General features: G+C 63.5%; 20 protein-coding genes. 14 read left to right on the top strand and 6 right to left on the bottom strand.

Going from position 1 to position 25,132, the window contains the following annotated elements:
- The first annotated feature begins 115 nt into the window (after window positions 1-115).
- From dnaE to ilvA, 3 genes are all read left to right on the top strand, one after another.
- A complete protein-coding gene (gene dnaE, locus MVA47_RS19110) occupies window positions 116-3,664 on the top strand; it encodes a DNA polymerase III subunit alpha (protein WP_247209341.1) in 3,549 nt (1,182 codons plus the stop codon).
- A gap of 86 nt (window positions 3,665-3,750) precedes the next feature.
- Window positions 3,751-4,188 carry a nitroreductase family deazaflavin-dependent oxidoreductase gene (locus MVA47_RS19105; RefSeq protein ID WP_247209340.1) on the top strand — a complete coding sequence of 146 codons (438 nt, stop codon included), beginning with the start codon at window positions 3,751-3,753 and terminating at the stop codon, window positions 4,186-4,188.
- Window positions 4,189-4,211: 23 nt separating this feature from the next.
- Entirely contained in the window at window positions 4,212-5,585 is a 1,374-nt protein-coding gene (ilvA, locus tag MVA47_RS19100; protein ID WP_374474427.1) for a threonine ammonia-lyase IlvA, read from the top strand.
- 35 nt (window positions 5,586-5,620) lie between these two features.
- Here ilvA and treZ read toward each other — a convergent pair whose 3' ends face one another.
- Window positions 5,621-7,366, bottom strand: coding sequence for a malto-oligosyltrehalose trehalohydrolase (treZ, locus tag MVA47_RS19095; protein WP_247209338.1), 1,746 nt, complete (start codon window positions 7,364-7,366; stop codon window positions 5,621-5,623).
- Window positions 7,367-7,753: 387 nt separating this feature from the next.
- On the opposite strand from treZ, the gene MVA47_RS19090 reads away from it, so the two are divergent.
- The 9 genes from MVA47_RS19090 (at window position 7,754) to MVA47_RS19050 (ending at window position 17,067) form a co-directional block, all read left to right on the top strand.
- Complete coding sequence (locus MVA47_RS19090) at window positions 7,754-8,560, top strand: ABC transporter permease (RefSeq protein WP_247210907.1); 807 nt, start codon at window positions 7,754-7,756, stop codon at window positions 8,558-8,560.
- A complete protein-coding gene (locus tag MVA47_RS19085) occupies window positions 8,560-9,426 on the top strand; it encodes an ABC transporter permease (protein ID WP_023961037.1) in 867 nt (288 codons plus the stop codon). Before MVA47_RS19090 ends, MVA47_RS19085 begins: the two co-directional genes overlap by 1 nt.
- Before the next feature lie 3 nt (window positions 9,427-9,429).
- Entirely contained in the window at window positions 9,430-10,731 is a 1,302-nt protein-coding gene (locus MVA47_RS19080) for an MlaD family protein (RefSeq protein WP_247209337.1), read from the top strand.
- Window positions 10,731-11,750, top strand: coding sequence for an MCE family protein (locus MVA47_RS19075; RefSeq protein WP_247209336.1), 1,020 nt, complete (start codon window positions 10,731-10,733; stop codon window positions 11,748-11,750). Before MVA47_RS19080 ends, MVA47_RS19075 begins: the two co-directional genes overlap by 1 nt.
- A complete protein-coding gene (locus MVA47_RS19070; RefSeq protein WP_247209335.1) occupies window positions 11,747-12,766 on the top strand; it encodes an MCE family protein in 1,020 nt (339 codons plus the stop codon). The genes MVA47_RS19075 and MVA47_RS19070 overlap by 4 nt, the downstream gene beginning before the upstream one ends.
- Window positions 12,760-13,887: an MCE family protein gene (locus tag MVA47_RS19065; protein ID WP_247209334.1), complete on the top strand. Its 1,128-nt coding sequence runs from the start codon at window positions 12,760-12,762 to the stop codon at window positions 13,885-13,887. The genes MVA47_RS19070 and MVA47_RS19065 overlap by 7 nt, the downstream gene beginning before the upstream one ends.
- Entirely contained in the window at window positions 13,884-14,999 is a 1,116-nt protein-coding gene (locus tag MVA47_RS19060; RefSeq protein WP_247209333.1) for an MlaD family protein, read from the top strand. The genes MVA47_RS19065 and MVA47_RS19060 overlap by 4 nt, the downstream gene beginning before the upstream one ends.
- Window positions 15,000-15,009: 10 nt before the next feature.
- Window positions 15,010-16,164, top strand: a complete 1,155-nt coding sequence (locus MVA47_RS19055; RefSeq protein WP_374474420.1) for an MCE family protein — start codon at window positions 15,010-15,012, stop codon at window positions 16,162-16,164.
- A gap of 72 nt (window positions 16,165-16,236) precedes the next feature.
- Complete coding sequence (locus MVA47_RS19050) at window positions 16,237-17,067, top strand: hypothetical protein (RefSeq protein ID WP_247209331.1); 831 nt, start codon at window positions 16,237-16,239, stop codon at window positions 17,065-17,067.
- A 24-nt stretch (window positions 17,068-17,091) separates the two neighbouring features.
- On the opposite strand, the gene MVA47_RS19045 is transcribed toward MVA47_RS19050, so the two are convergent.
- The 5 genes from MVA47_RS19045 to MVA47_RS19025 are packed head-to-tail and all read right to left on the bottom strand — an operon-like array spanning window position 17,092 to window position 22,478.
- Entirely contained in the window at window positions 17,092-18,201 is a 1,110-nt protein-coding gene (locus MVA47_RS19045; RefSeq protein WP_030172871.1) for an ABC transporter ATP-binding protein, read from the bottom strand.
- 60 nt (window positions 18,202-18,261) lie between these two features.
- On the bottom strand, window positions 18,262-19,137 hold the full coding sequence (locus tag MVA47_RS19040; RefSeq protein WP_247209330.1) for a carbohydrate ABC transporter permease: 876 nt from the start codon (window positions 19,135-19,137) through the stop codon (window positions 18,262-18,264).
- Complete coding sequence (locus tag MVA47_RS19035) at window positions 19,137-20,102, bottom strand: carbohydrate ABC transporter permease (protein WP_023961028.1); 966 nt, start codon at window positions 20,100-20,102, stop codon at window positions 19,137-19,139. Before MVA47_RS19035 ends, MVA47_RS19040 begins: the two co-directional genes overlap by 1 nt.
- A gap of 4 nt (window positions 20,103-20,106) precedes the next feature.
- On the bottom strand, window positions 20,107-21,486 hold the full coding sequence (locus tag MVA47_RS19030; RefSeq protein WP_247209329.1) for a sugar ABC transporter substrate-binding protein: 1,380 nt from the start codon (window positions 21,484-21,486) through the stop codon (window positions 20,107-20,109).
- The gene (locus tag MVA47_RS19025) at window positions 21,486-22,478 is read right to left on the bottom strand and encodes a sugar-binding transcriptional regulator (RefSeq protein ID WP_247209328.1); all 993 of its coding nucleotides are present in this window, start codon (window positions 22,476-22,478) and stop codon (window positions 21,486-21,488) included. Before MVA47_RS19025 ends, MVA47_RS19030 begins: the two co-directional genes overlap by 1 nt.
- Window positions 22,479-22,587: 109 nt before the next feature.
- On the opposite strand from MVA47_RS19025, the gene MVA47_RS19020 reads away from it, so the two are divergent.
- Both MVA47_RS19020 and MVA47_RS19015 read left to right on the top strand, forming a co-directional pair.
- The gene (locus tag MVA47_RS19020; RefSeq protein WP_247209327.1) at window positions 22,588-23,637 is read left to right on the top strand and encodes an NAD(P)-dependent alcohol dehydrogenase; all 1,050 of its coding nucleotides are present in this window, start codon (window positions 22,588-22,590) and stop codon (window positions 23,635-23,637) included.
- A complete protein-coding gene (locus MVA47_RS19015; protein WP_247209326.1) occupies window positions 23,634-25,124 on the top strand; it encodes a mannitol dehydrogenase family protein in 1,491 nt (496 codons plus the stop codon). Before MVA47_RS19020 ends, MVA47_RS19015 begins: the two co-directional genes overlap by 4 nt.
- Window positions 25,125-25,132 lie beyond the last annotated feature (8 nt).

Here is a 25,132-nt window from a genome sequence, read left to right as displayed (position 1 = left end):
CGGACGCGCCTGCCCGTCGGCGTCGGTACCCCCGCCTAGACTGAAGACCTTGCGTCACGGCCCCCGTCTCCGGTGGCGGCGCAGGCGCTCGAGAGTTCGAAATGAGAGGCGACGCGTGTCGGATTCGTTTGTGCATCTGCATAACCACACTGAGTACTCGATGCTTGACGGGGCGGCGAAGGTCAAACCGATGATCGCCGAGGCCACGAGGTTGGAGATGTCCGCGATCGGCATGACCGACCACGGAAACATGTTCGGCGGCAGCGAGTTCTACAACGTCGCCACCGACATGGGGGTCAAGCCCATCATCGGTATCGAGGCCTACATCGCGCCGGAGTCGCGCTTCAACACCAAGCGGGTGCTCTGGGGAAGTCGTGAGCAAAAGGGCGACGACGTCTCGGGTTCGGGCGCCTACACCCACATGACGATGGTGGCCGAGAACGCCGCCGGTCTGCGCAACCTGTTCAAGCTGTCGTCGCTGGCCTCCATCGAAGGCCAGCTCGGCAAGTGGTCGCGTATGGACGCCGAGCTGATCGCAGCTCACGCCGAGGGCATCATCGCGACCACCGGCTGCCCGTCCGGCGAGGTGCAGACGCGGCTGCGTCTCGGTCACGAGCGCGAGGCACTCGAAGCCGCCGCCAAATGGCAGGACATCTTCGGGAAAGAGAACTTCTTCCTCGAATTGATGGAACACGGCCTCGAGATCGAAGGCCGGGTCCGCGACGGGCTGCTGGAGATCGGCCGCAAGCTCGGGATCCCACCCCTGGTCACCAACGACTGCCACTACGTCACCAAGGGCCACGCGGCGAGCCACGAGGCCCTGCTCTGTGTGCAGACGGGCAAGACCCTGTCCGATCCCACACGCTTCAAGTTCGACGGCGATGGCTACTACCTCAAGTCGGCCGCCGAGATGCGCGAGTTGTGGGACAAGGAGGTGCCCGGCGGCTGCGACAACACCCTGCTAATCGGCGAGAGGGTGCAGAGCTACGCCGAGGTGTTCGAACACCGTGACCGGATGCCTGTGTTCCCGGTGCCCGAGGGCGAAACGCAGCAGACATGGTTGCGCAAAGAGGTGGCCCAAGGTCTCAAGACCCGGCGGTTCCCGGACCGCGAGGTGCCGCAGGAATACCTCGAGCGAGCGAACTACGAGCTGGACGTCATCATCCAGATGGGCTTTCCCGCGTACTTCCTGGTGGTCGGGGACCTCATCAGGCACGCCAACGAGGTCGGGATCCGGGTGGGGCCCGGTCGTGGTTCGGCCGCCGGTTCGCTGGTGGCCTGGGCGTTGGGCATCACCAACATCGACCCGATCCCGTACGGGTTGCTCTTCGAGCGATTCCTCAACCCCGAGCGTGTGTCGATGCCCGATATCGACATCGACTTCGACGACCGTCGCCGCGGCGACATGGTGCGTTACGCCACCGAGAGGTGGGGCAGCGACAAGGTCGCCCAGGTCATCACCTTCGGAACCATCAAGACCAAGGCCGCGATCAAGGACTCCGCCCGCGTCCAGTTCGGTCAGCCCGGATACGCCATCGCCGACCGCATCACCAAGGCGCTGCCGCCGCCCATCATGGCCAAGGACATCTCGATCGCGGGAATCACCGATCCCACGCACGATCGGTACAAAGAGGCCAGCGAGGTCCGCCAGCTCATCGAGACCGATCCCGATGTCAAGAAGATCTACGACACCGCACTGGGGCTCGAAGGGCTGATCCGCAACGCCGGTGTGCACGCCTGCGCGGTGATCATGTCGTCCGAGCCGCTGACCGAGGCGATCCCGGTATGGAAGCGCCCGCAGGACGGCGCCATCATCACCGGCTGGGACTACCCCTCGTGTGAGGCCATCGGCCTGTTGAAGATGGACTTCCTGGGGTTGCGCAACCTCACGGTCATCGGCGACGCGATCGACAACCTCAAGCTCAACCGCAACATGGATCTCGACTTGGATTCGTTGCCGCTGGATGATCCCAAGACCTACGAGTTGCTCGCCAGGGGAGACACCCTCGGGGTGTTCCAGCTCGACGGCGGGCCGATGCGTGAGCTCCTCAAGCGTATGCAGCCCACGGGATTCGGCGACATCGTTGCAGTGCTCGCGCTGTACCGCCCCGGACCGATGGGCATGAACGCCCACAACGACTACGCCGACCGCAAGAACAACAGGCAGCCGGTCACCCCCATCCATCCCGAGCTCGAAGACCCGCTCAAGGAGATCCTGGCCGACACCTACGGCCTGATCGTCTACCAAGAGCAGATCATGCAGATCGCCCAGAAGGTCGCCGGTTACTCGCTCGGACAGGCCGACCTGCTCCGTCGGGCCATGGGTAAGAAGAAGCTGTCCGAACTCGAGAAGGCGTACGCCGGTTTCCGCCAGGGAATGCTCGACAACGGATTCTCCGAGGCCGCGATCAAGGCACTATGGGACACCATCCTCCCGTTCGCCGGATACGCCTTCAACAAGTCGCACGCAGCCGGCTACGGACTGGTCTCGTTCTGGACCGCCTATCTCAAGGCCAACTACCCGGCCGAGTACATGGCCGGTCTGCTCACGTCGGTGGCCGACGACAAGGACAAGGCCGCGATCTACCTGGCCGACTGCCGGCGCCTCGGCATCACGGTGCTGCCACCCGATGTCAACCACTCTCAGCAGAACTTTGCGGCTGTCGGCGACGACATCCGGTTCGGACTCGCCGCGGTGCGCAACGTCGGAACAGGTGTGGTCGCCTCGATTCTCGCTGCGCGGGAGGAGAAATCGAACTTCTCGAGCTTCTCGGACTACCTTGCCAAGATCAACGTCACGGCCTGCAACAAGAAGGTCACCGAGTCGCTCATCAAAGCAGGCGCCTTCGACTCGCTCGGTCACGCCCGTAAAGGGCTGTTCCTGGTCCACGCCGATGCGGTCGACGCTGTCCTGGGTACCAAGAAGGCCGAAGCCGTCGGCCAATTCGACCTGTTCGGCGACGCCGGCGGTGACGGTGGTGCGATGACCGACGACGCCTTCGCCGTCAAGGTCCCCGACGAGGAATGGGACACCAAGCACAAGCTCGCCCTGGAGCGAGAGATGCTGGGGCTGTATGTGTCCGGGCACCCGCTCAACGGGGTCGAGCACGTCATCTCTGCCCAGACCGATACTTCGATCAGCTCGCTCCTGGAGGGCAACGTCAAGGACGGGGCCCAGATCGTGATCGGCGGCATCATCTCCGCAGTGACCAGACGCGTCAACAAAAAGGGCGAGTCGTATGCGGTGGTGCAGATCGAGGACATGGTCGGTGGGGTCGAGGTCTACTTCTTCCCCCGCGCCTACCAGGCGTACGGCATGGACATCGCCTCCGACGCGGTGGTGCTGGTGAAGGCACGGGTCAATCTGCGCGACGACAGCATGATGATCTCAGCCAACGACCTCGCGGTTCCGGACCTGTCTCACGTGGGCGTCGGGAAGCCGATCTCCCTGACGATGCCCACCCGGTTGTGTACAGCGGACCGCGTCAGTGCGCTCAAGCAGGTACTGGTGCGCCATCCCGGCACCGCCGATGTGCATGTGCGCCTGATCAGCGGCGACAAGGCCACCACCCTCAAACTCGACGACCAATTGAGGGTCAACCCGACGTCGGCCCTGATGGGTGACCTCAAGGCGCTGTTGGGGCCCTCCTGCCTGGCCACCTGAGGTTGCTCGTACGGAATAGGCTCGGGCGACCCCGGGGTTGTAGCTGATCGAACCGAACGTCACTCCAGCGGAAAGAAGCAGAACCGATGCCACTTCAGGGCGAGTACGAACCGAGTACCAGCGATTGGGCGCGCGAGCAGGCCGAGAAGATCGAGGCCTCCGGCGGAACCGAGGGTAACGAACTCAACGGTATGCCGGTGGTGGTCCTGACGTCGGTGGGGCGCAAGTCCGGCAAGCTCCGCAAGTCGCCGCTGATGCGCGTGGAGAACGAGGGTAAGTACGCCGCTGTTGCCTCGCTGGGTGGCGCACCGAAGAACCCTGTGTGGTACTACAACGTGGTGGCCAACCCGCACGTGGAGCTGCGCGATGGCCCGGTGGTCACGGACATGATCGCCCGCGAGGTCACCGGCGACGAGAAGGCCGAATGGTGGGAGCGCGCCGTGGCGGCATTCCCGCCTTACGCCGACTACCAGAAGAAGACCGACCGGGCGATCCCGGTGTTCGTGCTCGAACCCGCTGAGTAAATCGCTGGAAGTCCAGTGAGACCATAGGGACCGTGACCACACGACACACAGCTGATCCGACTCCGCACGCCACCGCTCCCGACCTCGACGCCGATGCGATCGAGGCGGCGGCGGAGCGAATCGGCAATGTGGTGGTGGCGACCCCGCTGCAGCTCAGCGAGCGTCTGTCGGCGAACACGGGCGCACAGGTCTACCTCAAGCGTGAAGATCTGCAGTCGGTCCGTTCGTACAAGATCCGCGGTGCCTACAACGTGATGTCGCTTCTCACCGAGGCCGAGCGTGCAGCCGGTGTGGTGGCGGCGAGCGCGGGCAATCACGCCCAGGGCGTCGCCTACGCAGCGCGCACGATGCAGATCCACAGCCGGATCTACGTTCCCACCAACACGCCAAAGCAGAAGCGCGACCGTATCCGTTGGCACGGAGGCGATTTCGTGGAACTGATCGCGGTCGGGGACACCTACGATGCTGCCGCTGCGGCTGCGCAGGCCGATGTGCTGGAGACCGGTGCGACCTGGATCCACGCGTTCGACGACACTCGTACGGCCGCAGGTCAAGGCACCATCGCCAAGGAGATCGTCGAGCAACTCGGCGCCACCCCTGACCTGGTGGTGATACCCGTAGGCGGTGGTGGGGCGCTCGCAGGCATGGTGACCTACCTGCGTGCGCACAGCCCGGAGGTCCGTATCGTCGGGGTGGAACCCACCGGTGCGGTATCGATGTCGGCCGCTCTTGTCGAGGGCGGCCCGGTCACCCTGACCGACATCGACCCTTTTGTCGATGGTGCGGCTGTCAAACGCATTGGCGCACTGGGTCATCGGGTGATGGCGGACGCCGGCGCAACGGTGGCCCAGCATCCCGATCTGCCACCGTCCGGCACAGTGCATCGAGGACACGAGGAACTGCCAGCCGGAGCCACACACATCACCCACGTCGACGAGGGTGCGATCTGTTCGGCGATGCTCGAGCTCTATCAGAACGAGGGCATCATCGCCGAGCCCGCAGGTGCACTCGCGGCAACAGCACTCGAGGATCTTCCGATCGAACCCGGCTGGACCGTGGTGTGCCTGCTGTCCGGCGGCAACAACGACGTGTCACGGTACGGCGAGATCATCGAACGTTCACTGGTCCACCGCGGCCTCAAGCACTACTTCCTGGTCGACTTCCCGCAGGAGCCCGGTGCCCTTCGCCGGTTCCTCGACGAAGTCCTCGGACCCGACGACGACGTCACCCTGTTCGAGTACGTCAAACGGAACAACCGTGAGACCGGAGCCGCGCTCGTGGGTGTCGAGCTCGGGGCACCGGAAGGTCTTGGCCCGCTGCTCGCCCGGATGGACGCTTCGCGACTCAAATGCGAACGGCTCGAACCGGGTTCGCCGGCGTACCGCTACCTCACCTGACCGCCTGTCGGGCAGTCAGATGAGGCCGCGTGACGTCAGTCGCGCCGGATGATCAGCACACTGTGCCCGGCCAGGGTCGGTGACGTGACGTTCCTGCCCGGTTCGATCCCATTGGACGCGCCGTTCTCGAATGCGAGTAGAACGGTGCCAGAGAACGGTGGTTCCGCGGGCGCCTCGGTCAGGGTCACGATCGTCGAGAGTGCTCCACGGTGCATGGCGAACCAGGTGTTGCTGTCGTCGAAATCGATTGCGACCGAGTCGAAGTCGTCGTCGGAGTACTCGAGCTGACTCTTGCGAAGCGTGATCAGATCGCGATAGAACCCCAGCAACGCGGCGTGTGGCTGCTCGGCGAGTTCGTCCCAGTTCAGCTTCGACCGCGAGAAGGTCTCCGGGTCTTGAGGATCGGGCACGTCGGCCGCATCCCACCCGTGTTCGGCGAACTCGGCCTTGCGGCCGTTTGCGGTGGCCTCACCGAGTTCGGGTTCGGGGTGGGAGGTGAAGAACTGGAACGGGGTGCTGGCTGCCCACTCCTCACCCATGAAGAGCATCGGCGTGAACGGTGAGGTGAGCACCAGCGCAGCCTTGACGGCCAGTTGGCCCGGATCGAGGTAGTGCGAGGGTCGGTCGCCGATCGCGCGGTTACCGATCTGGTCGTGATTGCAGGTGTAGACCACCAGCGAGGTGGTGACCACCCGTTGATGGTTGATGGGCCTGCCGTGCCTGCGCCGCCGGAAGGACGAGTAGGTGAGGGCGTGGAAGAAGCCCTCTCGCAGAACCTTCGACAGGCATTCGAGACTGCCGAAGTCGGCGTAGTAACCCTGTCGTTCCCCCGACACGGTGGTGTGGATCGCGTGGTGGCCGTCGTCACTCCACTGGGCGGCGAGGCCGTATCCGCCGTCGGTGCGGGAGGTGATGAGTTTGGGATCGTTCAAGTCGCTCTCCGCGATCAAGGACAGCGGCCTGCCGACCCGGTGTGACAAAGCGTCGGTACGCATCTGCATTTCCTCGAGGAGGTGCAGCGCGGTGCGGTCGACCAGGGCATGCACGGCGTCGAGGCGCAGTCCATCGACATGGAACACCTCGAGCCAGCGCAGCGCCGAACCCAGGATGAACTCGCGGACCTCGTCGGAGTCGGCTTCGTCCAGGTTCACCGACTGTCCCCACGAGGTGGCACCTTCGGTGAGATACGGGCCGTAGTTGGGAAGGTAGTTGCCCGACGGGCCGAGATGGTTGTACACCGCGTCGATGATCACGCCGAGCCCCCGCAGGTGGCAGGCATTGACGAACCGCGCGAGGGCGTCGGGACCTCCGTAGGTCTCTTGCACCGCGTACCAGCCGACGCCGTCGTAGCCCCAGTTGTGGGTGCCGTTGAAGGTGTTGACCGGCATCAGCTCGACAAAATCCACGCCGATGTCGACCAGATGGTCCAGTTTGGCGATCGCCGAATCGAGGGTGCCGTCCGGAGTGAACGTGCCGACGTGCAATTCATAGATGACTGCGCCTGCGACGGGCCGGCCTTGCCAGTCCGAATCAGACCAGATGTCTGGGTCGATCTCGTGCACCTGGGACAGTCCGTGGACGCCATCGGGTTGTCGCGGTGAGCGAGGGTCGGGGAGTGGGTCGGTGCTGTCGTCGATGAGATAGCCGTAGCGGGCGCCGGGCGACGCAGGTACAGGACTTTCCCACCAGCCGTCCCCGGTCTCGCGCATCGAATGGATGTCGCCGTCGATCGTCACTCGCATCTGCTGCGCCGTCGGCGCCCATACCGGTAGAGAGGTCACCTCTAAACCGTAGGTGCTATCCATCGTCGGCGCCGTGGTGGTCACCCCCGCGCGTCCATGAGGTTGCCCGCGCGGATCACCGCCGATGCGACTTAAGTTAACGACAAATCACGGCAATGGTAGGACTGCGAGAGCTTTTGGGCTAATGTGAGCACGCGCGCTTTCAGATCGTGGTGAACACGATCGCCGCTGCGTACGGCAGCGGTGCGACGAAAGAACATCGTGTCGGGTCGGAAACGTTGGTTCGTCGGCGATTTCGATTAGCTATATGGCACTATGAGCGAACTCATACGCAGGGTGTGCGTGTGATGGGGATCACTAAGGCAGGGTGTGAGTACAGAAACCGCGGCGTACCGCAGCAGGCGAACAGCCTCGGCTCGCAGCGCCATGCTGCCCGCCAAACGCTGGTTCCGCGGCCACGTGATCGCATCTTTCGAGACCTTCGGGCGGCAGATGACGCTGTTCCTGGAGGTCTTCAAGGTGCTGTTCGTCGACATCGTGAAGCGACGGTTCCCATTCGGTGAGTTCATCCGCCAATGCGCTTTCATGGCCAACACGTCCGTCATCCCCACTCTTCTGGTTGCCATCCCGGTCGGTGTGATCGTCTCCATCCAGGTCGGCAACATCGCCAACCAGATCGGCGCCACCTCGTTCTCGGGCGCGGCAACCGGTCTCGGCGTGATCAGGCAGGGCGCTCCGCTGGTCACCTCTCTTCTGCTTGCGGGCGCGGTCGGGTCGGCCATTGCTGCCGACCTGGGCTCGCGAACCATCCGCGATGAGATCGACGCGATGCGGGTCATGGGAGTCAATCCCACCCAGCGGCTCATCGCGCCGCGGCTGCTGGCCACGATGGTCGTGAGTTTCCTGCTCTGCGGATTCGTGTGCTTCATCGGCTTCGTCACCGGCTACGTCTTCAACGTCTACTTCCAGGGAGGTACGCCGGGTAGTTACACCGGCACCTTCGCGTCCTTTGCATCCCCGGCCGACCTCGCGTTCGCCATCACCAAAGCAGTGATCTTCGGCGCGATCGTCGCCGTGGTGGCCTGCGACCGCGGGCTCACTACGAAAGGGGGACCCTCAGGTGTCGCCAACTCGGTCAACGCGGCGGTGGTCAATTCCGTGATCCTGTTGTTCACGGTCAACGTCATCCTCACCCAGATCTTCGCGGTGGTCGTCCCGGCCAGGGTGGTCTGATGGTCGCCTCCAAGTACACGCCGCCGGCCCTCAAGCCACTCGAATGGGGCAAGAAGGTCTATCAGTCACCTCGCGACACATTGGTGTTGATGGGACATCAGGTCACCTTCCTGGTCCGGTCGGTCGGTGCGGTCCCGATCGCCTTCAAGCACTACAGCAAAGAGATCTGGCGACTGCTCTCCGACGTCACCTGGGGTAACGGCGCCATCGTGGTGGGCGGCGGAACGATCGGCGTGATCATCCTGCTCGGCATCATGGGTGGTGCGACCGTGGGTATCGAGGGCTATACAGCCCTCAACCTGCTGGGCATGTCGCCGGTCACCGGTGCCATCTCGGCATTCGCGACCACCCGCGAATTGGGGCCCTTGCTGGCTGCGGTCGCCTTCACCGCGCAGTCCGGGTGCCGCTTCACCGCTCAACTGGGCTCGATGCGGATCAGCGAGGAGATCGACGCACTCGAATCGATCGCGATCCGGCCGATGCCGTACCTCGTCACCACCCGCATGATCGCCGCCGTGATCGCCATCATCCCGCTGTACTCGGTGTCGCTGGCCGCGAACTACTTGGCCTGCCAACTCATGTTCCAAGTGCAGAGCGGGCAGGGCCGCGGCGCATACCTGTCGTACTTCTACCAGTTCATCCTGTCCAAGGACATGGTGTTCTCGGTGATGAAGGTTGTGGTGTTCGTGCTGCTCACGACGTTCATCCAGTGCTACTACGGGTTCTTTGCTTCAGGCGGACCAGAGGGTGTGGGGGTGGCGGCCGGCCACGCAATCCGGCTGTCGATCATCGTGCTGGTCTTCGCGAATCTTCTTTTGACACTTGTTTTCTGGGGCCTGTCGCCCGGCATCAGGATTTCGGGGTAACACATGTTCGTCGACACCACCGGACGCAATCCGTCTGTGACCCAGTACTTTCTGCGCGGCGTCGCATTTGTCGTGGCGCTCGTGCTGATCCTTTTTGTCCTCATGCTCAGGCACCAGGGCACTTTTGAGGAAAAACTCGAGGTGACCGCGACTCTTGACGATGTGGGCGACGGTCTGACGAGTCAGGCGGACGTGCGGTACAACGGTGTCATCATCGGCAGCGTCAAGTCGATCGAGACCGCGAACAACGACCTGTCCGACGTCCTCATCGAGGTGGCCCCCGAGCAGGCGCAGGGCGTACCCGCCAACGTGACGGCACGAACGGTGCCCAGCAACCTGTTCGGCGTCAACTCGGTGGAACTCATCGCACCACCTGATCCCAAGGGGCACCTGTCGAACGGGAGCAAGATCACCGCGGACGAGTCCAAGGAGACCATCGCCCTGCAGACGGTGCAGAACGATCTACGCGAGCTCTTCGTCGCCGTCCCGCCGGAGGAGATCGGTCGCGTCCTCGGGACCATCGCCGATGCGCTGCGCGGCGGAGGAAACGTGTTCTCCGCCTTCGTGGGCACGCTCAACCAGTACTGGCAGCAGATCAATGCCCAATTCCCCGATGGCGCACCTCCCGGATTCGACAATTTCAACCGGGCCATGCAGGGGATCGAGCAATCGACACCTCAACTACTCGACACCATGGGGCGTGCGGTGATCCCGTCCATCACGATCATCGAACGCCAACGCGACCTCGCGAGCACGCTCACCGCGGCCCAGTCGATGATCGACCGCATCCAGGAGTTGTTCGCGCGCAACGGTGATTCGGGCATACAGATCGTGCAGAACCTGAACACGATGACCGGCGCGGTGGCCGTGGACTCGGAGGCGCTCCCAGGCGGTATCCGGGCACTCAACCAGCTGGCCGGCAAGGTCCTGACCGTTTTCACCGGAACCAACGGGAAGCCGCAGTTGAACATCGGCGTGAGCCTGAGCCCGTTCTTGCAGTACAACCGCCAGAACTGCCCCGTGTACAACGGCGGTGAGTACGGCATCACCCGGGGACCGGGATGTACCGGACCCGGGACCGGCATCGGACCGACGAACTCCGGCCCCCTCGTGGTGCGGCCCGCCGGAGCTGACACCGAGACGAACACCGACGAATCCTCCCTTCCCAGGCCGGTCACAACGGGCTCCGACAATGAGACGCTGCGCGCTGCACTCGATCGCGAACCCTCGGCAGCTGACACGCTGATGCTCGGCCCGCTGGTCCAGTCGGTGCGGGTGCAGCAGAACACCGGCGGGGAGGGCTGATGGGTTACCGCAAGCCTCTCATCGGCTTCAGCCTGTTCGCCGTACTGGCGTTGCTGCTCACGTACACGATCTGGTCGACGCTGGAACGAGCCGTGCCGGGTCAGACCAACGGGTACACCGCCTATTTCAGCGACGCCTCGGGCCTGCACTCGGGTGACGACGTGCGGATGGCCGGGGTCCGGGTCGGCAGGGTCTCGGACATAACCCTCGATCGCAACCGGGCCAAGGTGACGTTCGACCTGCAGACCGACCAGACCATCTTCTCCAACACGCAGGCGTCGATCCGCTACCAGAACCTGATCGGACAGCGCTATCTGGGACTCGACCTCGTCGAGGGCGCAGAACAGAAGAAGCTCAAGCCGGGGTCGACTCTCGAAGAACCGTCACAGGATTCGTTTGACGTCTCGGCGTTGCTCGCGGGCTTCCAGCCGGTGTTCGACACCCTCGAACCCGAGCAGGTCAACCAGCTGTCGGAGAGTCTTGTGCAGACCTTCCAAGGCAACCAGGTATCGCTCAGCTACACGATCGAGCAGATCGGAAAGCTGGCCGCAGACTTCGGAAATCGAGATCAGGTCATCGGAGCCCTCATCACCAATCTGAGTGCGGTGATGGGCGACCTCAGCTCTCAGGGCGATCAGATGCAGGTCTTGGTGAAGAACCTCGCTGGATTGATCGAGGGGCTGAACGGCAACTCGACGTCGCTGGGTGCCTCGGTCGACAGCATCGGTGATGCGACGAGCCGCCTCGGTGGGCTGCTCGGCCGGATCCGTCCTGATGCCGAGCAACTCGGGCAGAGCTTGCGGGACACAACCGGCCGCATGATCGGCATCGGGTCCAAACTCGACCAGCTGGCAATCGATCTGCCGCTGTTCCTGGTGCACTTTCCCATGGTGATGGGACAGGGCGCCTACCTGAACATCTACGCCTGCGAACTGGACGTATCAATCGGTGGTGTTCTCTTCCCGCCGGGGTTGATCAGCCAGATCGGCGGCACCCAGCACTCGGTGGTGTGCCGATGAGCCCCGGGGAGGCACATGCTGTGAAGCCGAACATGTTGCGCCGCAGCTGGTCCGAGCATCGATATTTCTGGCTCGGAGCAATCGGGTCGGTGGTGCTGGTCCTGATCGTGGTGTCCACGTTCGCGATCTCGGAGTCGGGGATTGGCAAGCGGGAGTACACCGCCGACTTTTCCCAGGCCGGCGGTATCCGCCCCGGTGACAAGGTCCGCGTCGCCGGCATCGACGTGGGGGAGGTCTCGAAGACCACCTTGGCCGGTGATCACGTCGCGGTCGCCATGGAGGTGCAAAAGGACGTCGAGGTGATGTCCGATGGTTCCGCCGAGATCAAGCTCTCGACGCTGCTCGGACAGCGCTACGTCGACATCAAGGTCGGTGAATCGACGGCTCGACTCAGCGGCTCGAGGATCGCCCGCACCCAGGTGCCGTACGACCTGCAGGAAACCATCGAGCGTGGGACACCCGTTCTCGCGGGGGTGAACGCCGAAAGCCTCAGCGACAGTGTGGATGCGCTGAACAAACAGTTGGCCGGCGCGCCGGGGATCACCCGCACCACGTTGGATTCTCTGACCGAGATGTCCAGGGTGATCAGCAACCGCAGTGACCAGATCAATTTGCTCATCAAGGACACGAACTCCGTCACCGAGATCGTCAACAGCAGCCAGTATCAACTGTCGGTGATCGTCGGTCAGGGCCAGCTGTTGGCTCAGAAGATCGCCACCCGGCAGCAATTGGTGATCAAGATGCTCGATGGCGTCGCGGACCTGTCGAACCAGATGTCAGCCATGGGTGCTGAGAACAACAATCAGTTCGCGCCCCTGATCGCCAACCTCAACACGATCTCCGAGGGTATGGAAAAGAACCGCGACAACCTCCGTCACATGCTCGAGGTCCTGCCGCTCACCGTTCGGGCGATCGCCAACACCACCGGATCCGGTCCCTACGCGATGGGCTACCTCCCGTGGGGCATCTTCCCCGACAACTGGCTCTGCGCAGCGAGGGTGGTCGACGGATGTTGAGCACTCAGCATGTCGCGCGCCGAGGCGCGAGCACGGTACGCCGCTCGATGGTGATGACAGCACTGCTGATCACCACCGCACTCCTCGGTACCGGATGCACGCTGATTCCCGCCGAATGGCGCCACGCCGTGGGCGAGTCGATCAAGCTGACCGCCTATTTCGACAGTGTGGCAGGGCTTTACACCGACAACGACGTGGATGTGTTGGGCATGCCCGTGGGTCGGGTCCTGTCGATCACCCCTCAGGGTGACCGGGTCAAAGTGGAGTTCACCGTCGACAAGTCCATACCCATCCCGGCAGACGCCACCGCCGCCATCATCAACACCTCGTTGGTGACCACCCGGCACATCGAGTTGTCGCCCACCTACACCGAAGGCGAGAAGCTCGGGGACGGTGACACCGTGGCCAATGCAAAGAGCCCGGTGGAGATCGGGGAGCTCTTCGACACCGTGGACAACCTCGTGGAGGAGTTCAAGGCAGACCCGGATGGCAGTGGGCCCCTCGGCGACATGCTGACGATCTCGTCGGGGATCTTCGGTGGCAACGGCGAGCGGATGGCCGTTGCGCTGGAAGAACTCAACAAGGTCGCGCAGGTCGGCGTCGACAACGGAGATGCACTCGTCGAGATGATCAAGAAGATCTCGATTCTGACCACGGCCCTGGTGGACAACTATCCGAAGATGACGGCGTTCTCGTCGGCCATCACCCAGGTCTCGCAGATGCTGGGTGACCAGTCGCCGGGTCTGCAGGCAACCATGCAGGCGTTGAACCAGACATTGAACAACACCGCCACCTTCCTCGAAGGGAACGTCAATGTCGTCGACAGCTCGATGGGCAGGCTGGCCGCACTGATCAGCAATCTCAGTGATTACTCGCGTCAACTGGTCGACACGATCGATGTCGCGCCGTTGGCTTTCGACAATCTGGCCAACTCGGTGTCCGTGGAGCAGAGGGCGTGGCGCGCACAGTTGCTGATCGACAAGTCGTTGCTCGACACCGAGCTGCTGTCGACCTTCTGTGAAGCCATCAACTTGCAGGAAAACGGCTGCCGGACCGGCAAATTGAAAGATTTCGGCCCCGATCTGGGTGTGTTCTCGGCGCTGGTGGAGATGACAAAATGACACGCAGACGATCGGTGATGCAGACCCGGGGAGCAGTCGTGGCGGGCCTGGCGGCAACGATGTTGCTGTCCGGTTGCGGCTCCATCCCCGGCCTGACGATCGACCAGATCCCGCTGCCGGCGCCGGGAGGGGTCGGTGACGGCTACGAGATCAAGGGTTCGTTCGGCAACGCGCTGAACCTGCCGTCGCAGGCCAAGGTTAAACTCAACGGCAACGACATCGGGCTGGTGGAATCGATTTCGGCGAACAACTACGCGGCCGACGTCACGATGAAGATCCGCAAGGACATCAAGCTGCCGGTGGGCACCGGGGCCGAACTCCGTCAGGGCACACCTCTCGGTGACGTGTTCGTCGCGTTGAAGCCACCGGAAGGTGATGACACCCAGGGGACCATGGCGCCCGGCGACGAGCTGACAGGCGAGACGTCCGAGGCGGCAACCGTGGAGGATCTGCTGGTCACCGCGACCGCATTTGTCGACGGTGGCTCCATCAAGAACCTGACCGAGATCATCAACGAGTTGTCGGACGCGCTCGGTGGCAAGGCGCCCGAGCTGACCGGCCTGATCGACGGCATGACTACAGGCATCAGCCGCCTCGCCCAGAACACCGTCGAGTTCGACACCGCGCTCGAATCGTTCAACGGACTCGCCGAGGACCTGTCGAACGGGCGGGAACAGCTGGTCGCCTCCATCAACACGGTCGGCCCGGCACTGGACGTGGTCAACGGTCAGATCCCGGCCCTGGTCACCACGCTGGACAAGACCAGTACGGTCACCGATGCCCTGAACGATTTCCTCGACACCCAGACAGAGAATGCGGTGGAGATGACCAACAACCTGCTGGTGGACATCGATGCCCTGGGCGAAGCCGTCGGAGAACTCGGACCATTGGCCGACAAGCTACGTGTCCTGACCCCGAAGTGGGTTGATGCCACCCCCGGCTCGGCGGCCACGGTGAGTGCCAGGCTCTGGTATCTGTCACCGGGTTTCGGGTTCGACTCGGGTAGCCGGCTACCGGAGATGGAGGACTTCAATCAGGGTGTCAACAGCTTGAACCAGACGCTCACCCGAGTCCTCGCCCGGCTCACCGGAACCCGCGGATGTTGTGGGTGAGGGGACGATGATGACTTTCCTCCGTAATCATCGGATCCTCCTGTCCAACCTCGCATTGATCCTGGTGATGCTGATCGGGTTCGGCTATCTCACACTGGGCGTCCTCCGCTGGCGTCCGTTCGACGACAGTTACTCGCTCACAGTTGAATTCGCGAACTCTGGTGGTGTCCAGGAGACTTCCGAGGTCACGCTTCGGGGCTCGCGGATCGGCGAGGTGGACACCGTTCGGGTCACCCCGGCATCTGTCGAGGTCAAGGTCACGATCGACAGTAAATATCAGATCAACACCGATTCCGAGGTCAAGGCTCTCGGACTCTCCGCGGTCGGTGAGCAGTACGTCGACTTTCAGCCACCCACCTCCGACGGCCCGTACTTCTCGAACGGCGACAAGATCTCGTCGGTCCAGACCTCGTCGACGGTTGCGTTCCCGAAATTGCTCGAGTCGACGGTCGGAGTGGTCAAACAGATTGATCCGGTCAAGCTGAAAACCACGATCGACGAACTCGACATCGCACTCGACGCCGGTGGCAAGAACCAGCTCCGCGCCTTGTTCAACAGCGGTGGCGTGATCTTCGCCGACCTGTACCGAGTGTTGCCCGAGACGGTGACGCTGATCCAGAACACCGGCACCATCCTGGAGACGACCGCAGACGTTCAGCCGGATCTCGGCCGGCTCACCGGCGGGATGAGCGGATTGATCGACGCTCTCGTCGCCTCCGACGAGGAACTGCGTACGTTCCTCGGTAGCGGGCCGGCGCGGCTGACCACCCTGGCGGGCTCGCTCAATCAGCTGCAGGACCCGCTGACCGATGTCCTGAAACAGTTCCTCGACATCGCCCAGCAAGGTGCGCTCCGTGCTCCCGCGATGGTGAACCTGCTCCCGTCGATCCGGGATGGTGCCACCACCGCGCAGGCGATGTTCCATGACGGAGCGTGGTGGGCGTTCGGCTCGATCTATCCGCGGCCGTACTGCGAGTACCCGACGATGCCGCAGCGGCCCACCCAGATCCTGGAGAGCTCGGTTCCGGTGAATATGTACTGTGTCACCGAAGATCCGACTCAGCAGATCAGGGGAGCCGCGAACGCACCACGGCCGCCAGGCGACGACACCGCCGGCCCTCCGCCCAACATGGACCCCAACGCGCGCACCGCGCCGCTGGGCTGACAGCCGACCGCTTCACGGTCCGGCAGATGCCGTCACCGTTCTCGAGACCTGTTGTGAGGTAGAAACGCCGTTATGGCAGACAAAGATGTATCAACGCCCACCGGCGACGGCGATGACGCCGACAAGCCGTCGGCGAAGAAGGTTCCATCGGGCAAGTCCCGGCGGGCGAAGCCGGTTGTCGCCGAGTCCACCGCCGCAATATCGGGATCGGCCACGTCGTCCGCGAAGAGTTCTGCCGCCTCCGCCGCGGCGTCGACCGGAGCGAACACCAAGCAGGCCAGACAGATAACCATCAGTGTCTCGGCAATCGGCAAGGTGGCAGCCGGAGCGTTGCTGATCGCACTGATCGCGGTGACGGTGTTCTTCGGGCTGAAGTGGAAATCCGACCAGGACAAGATCACGGCGGCCGAAGATGCAAAACAGGCCTCCGACTACTTCGTCACCCAGTTGCTCAACTCCATGAACACCACCACCGCAGGCGAGTACGTCGACACGATGTCACCGCTGACCACCGGTCAGTTCAGGGACAACCTGCTCAAGGAGCGGGAGAAGACCCAGGCCGACATCACGCAGATGCAGTTGAAGATCACGCCGTCGATCTGGTCGTCGGGTGTGGTGTCGGCCGAAGAGGATTCGGCGACCACACTGATCATCGCCGAGATCACCGGAACCAGCAGCGTTGCCACCACACCGGTGACCAACGTCGGCATGTTCCGTCTGACGTTGGAGAAGCACGACGGTAAATGGCTGGTGTCCCAGATGGATCCGGGTCCGTCCAGCTCCGGTGCGGGATCGGCGGATTCAGGAGCACCGGTTGATCCGAATGCCCCCGCGGATCCGAACGCTCCGGCTGTGCCGAATGCGCCGGTGGAGCCTGCCCCGACCCCGGCGCCGGCCGGGTGATCGCCAACCGCTGACCGGCCGGCGCTAGAGGCTGATCCGCTCGCCGGTCTCGGGATGGAACAGGTGCACCTTTCCGCTGTTCTGCCGCAGCCGGACCGCTTCGCCCAGCTTCGCGGGTGACCGCTGGCCCGATCGTGCCACCAGTGTCAGCGGCCCGCCCTCGAGACTTCTGACATGTGGGTCGTCGAGCGTGGCGTACACGTACGTCTCGCTGCCCAGTTCTTCCATGAGCGCCACCGTGACACCGAGTCCGTCGCCACCGTCTCCGAGGGAGAGTTCTTCGGGTCGAATGCCCACGGTGACCTCCTGCAGACCGGACTTCTCGATCAGCGTGGTCGAGTCCGCGTCGAGGTCGATCCTGGACCCGGCGACGGTCACTGCACCGTCGCGTACCGGCGCGGTGAACAGGTTCATCGCGGGAGACCCGATGAAGCCGGCGACAAATGCGTTCTTCGGTCGGTCGTAGAGCTCGGTCGGTGTGCTGAACTGCTGCAGCACACCGTTTTTGAGCACCGCAACGCGGTCACCCATGGTCATGGCCTCCACCTGGTCGTGGGTGACGTAGACGGTGGTGGTGCCAAGTCGTCGCTGCAACGCAGCGATCTGTGTGCGGGTCTGCACGCGCAACTTCGCATCGAGGTTCGACAGAGGTTCGTCCATGCAGAACACCTGCGGTTCGCGGACGATGGCCCGTCCCATCGCCACCCGCTGGCGCTGGCCGCCGGACAGCTTGCCCGGCTTGCGGTCGAGGTAGTCGGTGAGGTCGAGGACCTTGGCGGCCTCGGCGACCTTGCGCTTGCGTTCCTCGAGCCCGACACCGCGCATCTTCAGCGCGAAGCCCATGTTCTCGCCGACCGTCTTGTTCGGGTAAAGAGCATAGTTCTGGAAGACCATGGCGATGTCACGGTCCTTGGGGGCCACGCCGACCATGTTGTTGCCGCCGATCTTGATTGCCCCGCTGTCGATCTCCTCGAGACCGGCGAGCATGCGCAGGGCGGTGGACTTACCTGAACCCGAGGGGCCGACGAGGACAACGAACTCGCCGTCTTCGATGTCGAGGTTGAGTGAGTCGACGGCCAGTGAATCGGCGCCCGGGTAGACGCAGCAGGCGTTTTCGTAGCTGATGGTTGCCATTGTGTGCTCCTGTTTAGTTGATGGCCCGGGCGGAGCCCGAATGATGTGCTCTGTCGAAGCTCACTTGATGGCTCCGAATGAGAGGCCGCGGACGAGTTTGTTCTGAGCGATCCAGCCGCAGATGACCACCGGCAGAGCGGCAATCACCGAGGCGGCAGACAGCTGGGCCCAGAAGAGCCCCTGCCCTGACATGAACCCGGTGAGGGCCACCGGCATCGTCTGGGCGTTGACGGCCGTCATGTTCACCGCGAAGAAGAACTCGTTCCACGAGAATATGACGCAGATCAGTGCGGTGGCAGCGATCCCAGGAGAGATCAGCGGAAGGATCACCTCGCGAACCGAGGTCCAGAGACTGGCGCCGTCGATCTCGGCGGCCTCCAGCAGTTCACTGGGTACCTCGAGGAAAAACGATCGCATCATCCACACCGCGATCGGCAGGTTCATCGAGGTGTACAGGACGATGAGTGTCCAGACGTTGTCGAGCATCCCGATCTGGCCCACGATGACGTACAGAGGGATGATGACGGCGACCACGGGGAGCATCTTGGTGCTGATGAAGAAGAACAGGGCATCGCTCGTCTTCTTCACCGGACGCAGCGAGAGTGCAAACGCGGCCGGGATGCCCAGCAGCAGAACGATGATCGTCGACACCGTCGTCACGAACAGCGAGTTCAGCAGCGCAGTCCCGACGCCCGCGTCGAAGACCGCCTTGAATTGGTCGAGCGTCGGGGTGAACAAGAACGTCGGTGGATTGGTCGCCGCATCGCTCTCCTGCTTGAACGCGGTGAGCACCATCCAGGCGACCGGGAAGAAGAACCCGATGGCGATGATCCAGGTGAAGGCGGTCAGTAGGCTTCCGCCTCGGTTACGCCGCTTCTTGATGTCCTTGATGTCGGTATGTGGTTGTGCCGGTGTGTTGTTCACTGCGGTGGACATCAGGCTGCCTCCTCTTTCCCGCTGAAACTCTTGAAGATCAGGCGAAGGGCGAGGCTCGACAAGATGATGGTCGCGACCACGGTGACCACACCCATCGCGGCCGCCTGTCCGACATCGAAACCGAGGAACGCGCGTTGGTAGATATAGAAGGGCAAGTTCGAACTGGCGACACCAGGACCTCCTGAGGTCATCATGTACACGGCGTCGAAGGTGTTGACCAGGTAGATGGCTCCGAGGACGGATCCGAGTTCGATGAACCTGCGCAGGTGAGGCAGTGTCAGTTCACGGAACAGCCGAAAGCTGGTGGCGCCGTCGACGCGGGCGGCCTCCTGGATGTCCTTCGGCATCGACTGCAGGCCGGCGAGGATCAGCAACATCATGAAAGGTGTCCACTGCCAGACCAGTTCGGCCATCACGCTGGCGAGCGGGAACTCGCTGAGCCAGTCGACGTCGCCGAGGCCGAATGGGCTCAGCGCCCAGTTGACCAGTCCGTTGGTGGGGGAGAGCAGACTCGTCTTCCACAGCAGCGCGGCGGCTACCGGGGTGACCAGGAACGGGGTGATCAGCAATGTGCGGACAATGCTGCGCCCGATGAACTTGCGGTCGAGGAGGATGGCGAAGAACAAGCCGAGAAGAACCGAGATGACAACGGTCCCGACGATGAGGATCACCGTGTTGAGTGCCACCGTCCGGAACTGGCTGTCGGTGAAGACATCGACATAGTTGTTGAGCCAGTTGAACTCCCGAGATCCGGGACGGACCAGGTTCCATGACTGGGTGGAGTAGTACAGCGTCACGATGAAGGGGATCTGCGTGACGATGATCATGAATATCAACGCCGGTAGCAGTGGTCCCCGTCGTCGCCATCCCTCGGCGCGCGAGATCCTGTCGCGTTTGGACGTTATCGGCGGCGGCGCGGAACCCGGATCGGGCTCGGTGCCTCGCTCTGCGAGTGCGGTGGCCATGTCCTCACTGCTCCTTCTTGTAGGACTCGCCGACTACCTCGGCGTACTTCTGGGACTGTTCGAGCGCTTCGTCGACAGAGATCTGTCCGGCGATTGCTGCGCTGATCTGCTGGCTCACCCGGGTGCCGAAGTCTTGGAACTCGGGGATGGCGAGGAACTGGATTCCGGTGTAGGGCACCGGGTCCACTGTCGGTTTGTTCTGATCGGCGGCCTGCATCGATCTGAGGGTCGGTTCGGCGAAGGCGCCCGAGATCTCCTTGTACGCCGGCAGCTCATAAGTGGAGAGCCGGCTGCCGGGCGGGACGCTGGCCGCGCCGAGCTGCTCGGCCACCATCTTGATGTAGTCCTTGCTGGTCATCCATTCGATGAACTTCCAGGCGTCGTCCTTCTTCTTGCTGCTCTCGGGGATACCGAGCGACCAGGCGTACAGCCAGCCGTTGCCGCCCTTGGCCATGCTGGGAGCCATGGCGTACCCGACATTGCCCGCGATATTGCTGTCGTCCGGGCTCTCGAGCACCGAGACCGCGGAGGTCGCGTCGTACCACATCGCAACCTGCCCCTGCGACATCAAGTTGGCACATTCCTGGAAACCTGTTGAGGCAGCACCGGGTTCGCCATATTGACGGACGGTGTCGACATAGAACTCGACTGCTTCTCTGACCTGCGGACTGTCGAGCTGAGCATTCCAGTCCTCGTCGAACCAACGTCCGCCGAAGGCGTTGATCACGGTGTCCAGCGGTGCCAGGGTCTCACCCCATCCCGGCTTGCCGCGCAAGCAGATTCCCGACACGTCGCCCTTGTTGAGGGTCTTGGCGGCCTTCTGGACCTCGGGCCATGTCGGCTCCGCGGGCATGTTGATACCCGCGTCCGCGAGCATCTGCTTGTTGTACATGAGGAACGAGGACTCACCGTAGAACGGTGCCGAGTACATGTTGCCCTCGTAGGACAGTGCCTCGCGGAGGGTCGGGATGAAGTCGTCCTGGTCGTAGCCGGGGCTGGAGACCATGTACGGGGTGAGATTGACGAGCCACCCGTTCTCGGCCCAGGTCGCCGTCTCGTAGTTGCTGATCATCACCACGTCGAACTCGCCGCCGCCGGTTGCCACCGAGGCGGTGATCTTGGCGCGTGCCTCGTTCTCGGACAACGTGACGAACTTGAGCTTGACGCCGGGGTTCTCCTTCTCGAACTGGGGAGACAATGCGATCGCATCTTGCATCTGAGAGTTGGAGACCAACGCGATGGTGACTGCCTCACCGCCGCCGTCCGTGAAAGATCCGGCGCCGCTGCAGGCGGAGGCCGTCAGCGCAACGGTTCCCGCGAGGGCAAGGGGCGCAAGGGCTCTGCGCCATCTCGCCCGTGTTCTCGGCTTCGTCGAGTCAGTCATCATTGACCTTTCTCTTGCGTGATGAGCCAGTGCGCAGTGCCCAGATCGGTGATCACTGTGGTGGCGAGGCCACCTCGGAGGGCACCCAGGATCGACTCCCGGCGGTGGGTTCCACCGGAGATGAGCATGGCGGTGGGGCAGGAACGGACGGCCTCGAGTGGAACGGAGACCGTGCGGTCGACGAGCGACGATTCGACCGTGACCCCGTCCTTGTCATAGAACCGCCCGCCGATCTCGCCGACCGCCCCGAGTCCGGTCAACTCGTCGAGAATGGCGGCGTCGATGTACGCCCCTTCGAAGAGGGTGGTGGACGTGGTGACCGACCCGACACCGAACACCATCACATCGGCTTCTTCGGCGGCTTTGAACGACTGCGACAGGATGGAGTCCCGCTGCAGCGCCTTCACGGTGTCGGGATCGGCGTAGAGCGGGGCAACAAGCCGAAGTGGTTGTGCGCCCAGGCGTTCGGCGAATCGGGACAGTGCGTGATCAACGCCGGTGTGGTACTCGACTGATGTCATGGAGCCATCCATCTGCACCACCCGCCGGCAGCCGGCAGAGCGGGGAGTGATCGAGTCGGCCACGGCGACCGTTTCCGGCCCCCATGTGAAGCCGAGTGTGCTGTTCGGCTCGAGTCTCCGGATGAGAACCGACGCCCCTGCGCGTCCGAGCGCGGAGTCACCGGTCTGCGTCCCGTCGGCGAGCTGGTCGATGATCAGGGCCTCTTTGAGTCCGAACGCAACCTCGAGTTCGCGCTCCTCGTCGGTGTGGATGGAATCGGCCAGATGCGGGGGTGCGTCGATGACCACACGCACCAGGCCCTGCGCGCGTGCCCTGGCGATGAGTCGGCCGGCGGTGGGGCGGGAGAGGCCCAACCGTGCGGCGACCTCCGCCTGGGTGAGCCCTTCGAGGTGATACATCGTGGCCGCACGAACAAGTAGGCGCAGGTCTTGCCCGGTGTCGGCGGTGGGCTCCAGCGGTGACGCGTTCACGCGTCCTCCTCATCGAGATGGGTGTGAGCAAATGCTCACTGGTCGTGCATATGCTCAGTAAGCTAACATCCAGAATGTGACCCACGCAACACCCTCAAAGGACCGGCGAATGACTCCAGCCACCATGACCGCGAGCGTCCTGACCGCACCCGGCAGTCTGACCATCGAGCAGCGAGAGGTCCCGTCGCCCGACCCCGGGGACGTGTTGGTCCAGGTGAGCGCGGTAGGGGTGTGTGGATCCGACACCCACTACTACCGACATGGACGGATCGGTGACTTCGTCGTGTCGTCGCCGTTGGTGCTGGGACATGAAGCCGCCGGGCGGATCGTGGCGGTCGGCAGCGGAGTGCCGGAGTCGCGGATCGGGGAGCGGGTGTCCATCGAACCCCAACGACCGGACCCCGACGACGAGCCGACACGACGCGGACAGTACAACCTGTCGCCGCACATGCGGTTCTACGCAACTCCACCGGTGGACGGCGCACTCGCCGAGTTCGTGACCATCGGGTCGGCGTTTGCCCACCCTGTGCCCGACTCGGTGAGCGATGAGGCGGCCGCGTTGTTCGAACCACTGTCGGTGGCGATCGCTGCTTGCCGTAAGGCGGAGGTCGGGGTCGGTGACGGCGTGTTGATCACCGGTGCGGGTCCGGTCGGTCTGCTCTGTGTCCAGGTGGCGCGGGCGGCGGGTGCCACCCGCATCGTGGTGACCGACGTGAACCGCACGCGACTCGCGGTCGCGGCCGGATTCGGGGCAACGGAGGTGCTCACCCCGGATGAGCTGGACACCACGATCGGCGTCGACTCCTTCATCGACGCATCGGGTGCGGAATCGGCGATCTCATCCGGCATCGCAGCCGTCCGACCCGGTGGCCGCGTGGTCCTGGTGGGCATGAGTGCGAACTCGACGATGGCGTTTCCCATCTCGCTTGTCCAGAATCGGGAACTCGTTGTGACAGGGGTGTTCCGGTACGCCAACACCTGGCCGATCGCGCGCGAGTTGGTCACCTCGGGCAAAGTAGATCTCGACTCGATGGTCACCGGGCGCTTCGGTTTGTCCGAGGTGGCCGAGGCCCTTGACGCCGATCGGCAACCGGGGAGTATCAAAGCTGTTGTCTACCCGGGCCGGCTCGGTGGATCGGCAGGGGCGGGGGCATCGTGAAACTGGACAACGCAAGTCTGGCCGATCTCGTGGTGCCGAAACCCGAGTACGATCGGGCCCAACTGGGCTGCGGCATCGTGCATTTCGGTGTCGGCGGGTTTCACCGTGCTCATCAGGCCATGTACGTCGACGCGTTACTGACGTCGGATCCGGCCTCGCGGGATTGGGCGATCTGCGGCGTAGGAGTGCTACCGGGTGATGTGCACATGCGGGATGCGCTGGTACCGCAAGATGGGCTTTATACGTTGACTCTCAAGCATCCCGACGGGACCATGCAGACCTCGGTTGTCGGCTCCATCGCCGAGTATCTGTTCGCACCCGACGACCCGGCAGCGGTGATCGACAAACTCGCCGACCCGGTCACCCGAATCGTGTCGCTCACGATTACCGAGGGCGGATACAACTTCTCCGCCGCGACAGGGGAATTCGATCTGACCAACCCGGCGATCCAGGCCGATCTCCAGCCGGGTGCTGTTCCTTCGACGACGTTCGGCCTCGTCGTCGAGGCCCTCGGTCGTCGTCGCGACGCCGGGCACCCCTCGTTCACGGTGATGTCGTGCGACAACATCGAGGGCAACGGGGACATCGCACGCAAGACCTTCATCGCCTTTGCGTGCAGCAAGGACCCCGGTCTGGCCGAGTGGATCAGCGACAACACAGCTTTCCCGAACTCGATGGTCGACCGGATCACCCCGGCCACGCCACCCGAACTCGGCGATGAGGTGCAGGCGCGCACCGGCATCACGGACCGGTGGCCCGTGGTCGCCGAACCTTTCACCCAGTGGGTTCTCGAGGACTCGTTCTCGGCTGGCCGTCCTCGACTCGAGTCGGTCGGTGTGCAGGTGGTCGCCGACGTGGGACCGTACGAACTGATGAAGCTCCGGCTGCTGAACGCCGGCCATCAAACCCTGTGTTACTTCGGGCATCTGATGGGCTACCGGTTTGTGCACGACGCAGCGCAGGATCCGTTGATCCGCCGTCTTCTGCTGGGCTACATGAACAACGAGGCCCGGCACACGCTGTTACCCCTGCCCGGTGTGGATGTGGATGCGTACATCGATACGTTGATCGAGAGGTTCTCCAACCCGTCGATCGCCGACACCATCGCGCGCCTCTGCCAATACTCGTCGGACCGGATACCGAAGTGGTTGTTGCCTGTTATCCGTCAGCAGCTCGATGCCGGTGGTGACGTGGTGTTGGCTGCGGCGGTGGTGGCCAGCTGGACCCGCTACGCAGAAGGGGTGGACGAAGCGGGTGAACCGATCGACGTGGTCGACCCGCTGGCGGATTCGTTGGTCCCCCTCGCGGTCCGGAGCCGCAACGAGCCGTTGGCGTTTGTGCAGAATCGTGAGCTGTTCGGTGACCTCGCCGACAAGAACCGATTTGTGCGCCCCTACCTGTGGACGTTGGAGTCGTTGCGCCGCAACGGCGCTCGGGAGACGTTGAAGCAACTACTGGTGGACAACAGCGGCGCCCGAGGGGCCTGACGGAGCCT

This window comes from Williamsia sp. DF01-3, from assembly GCF_023051145.1.
GTDB lineage: Bacteria > Actinomycetota > Actinomycetes > Mycobacteriales > Mycobacteriaceae > Williamsia.
Note: the sequence above shows the minus strand (reverse complement) of the source record. Positions and strands in the feature narration are given on the sequence as shown.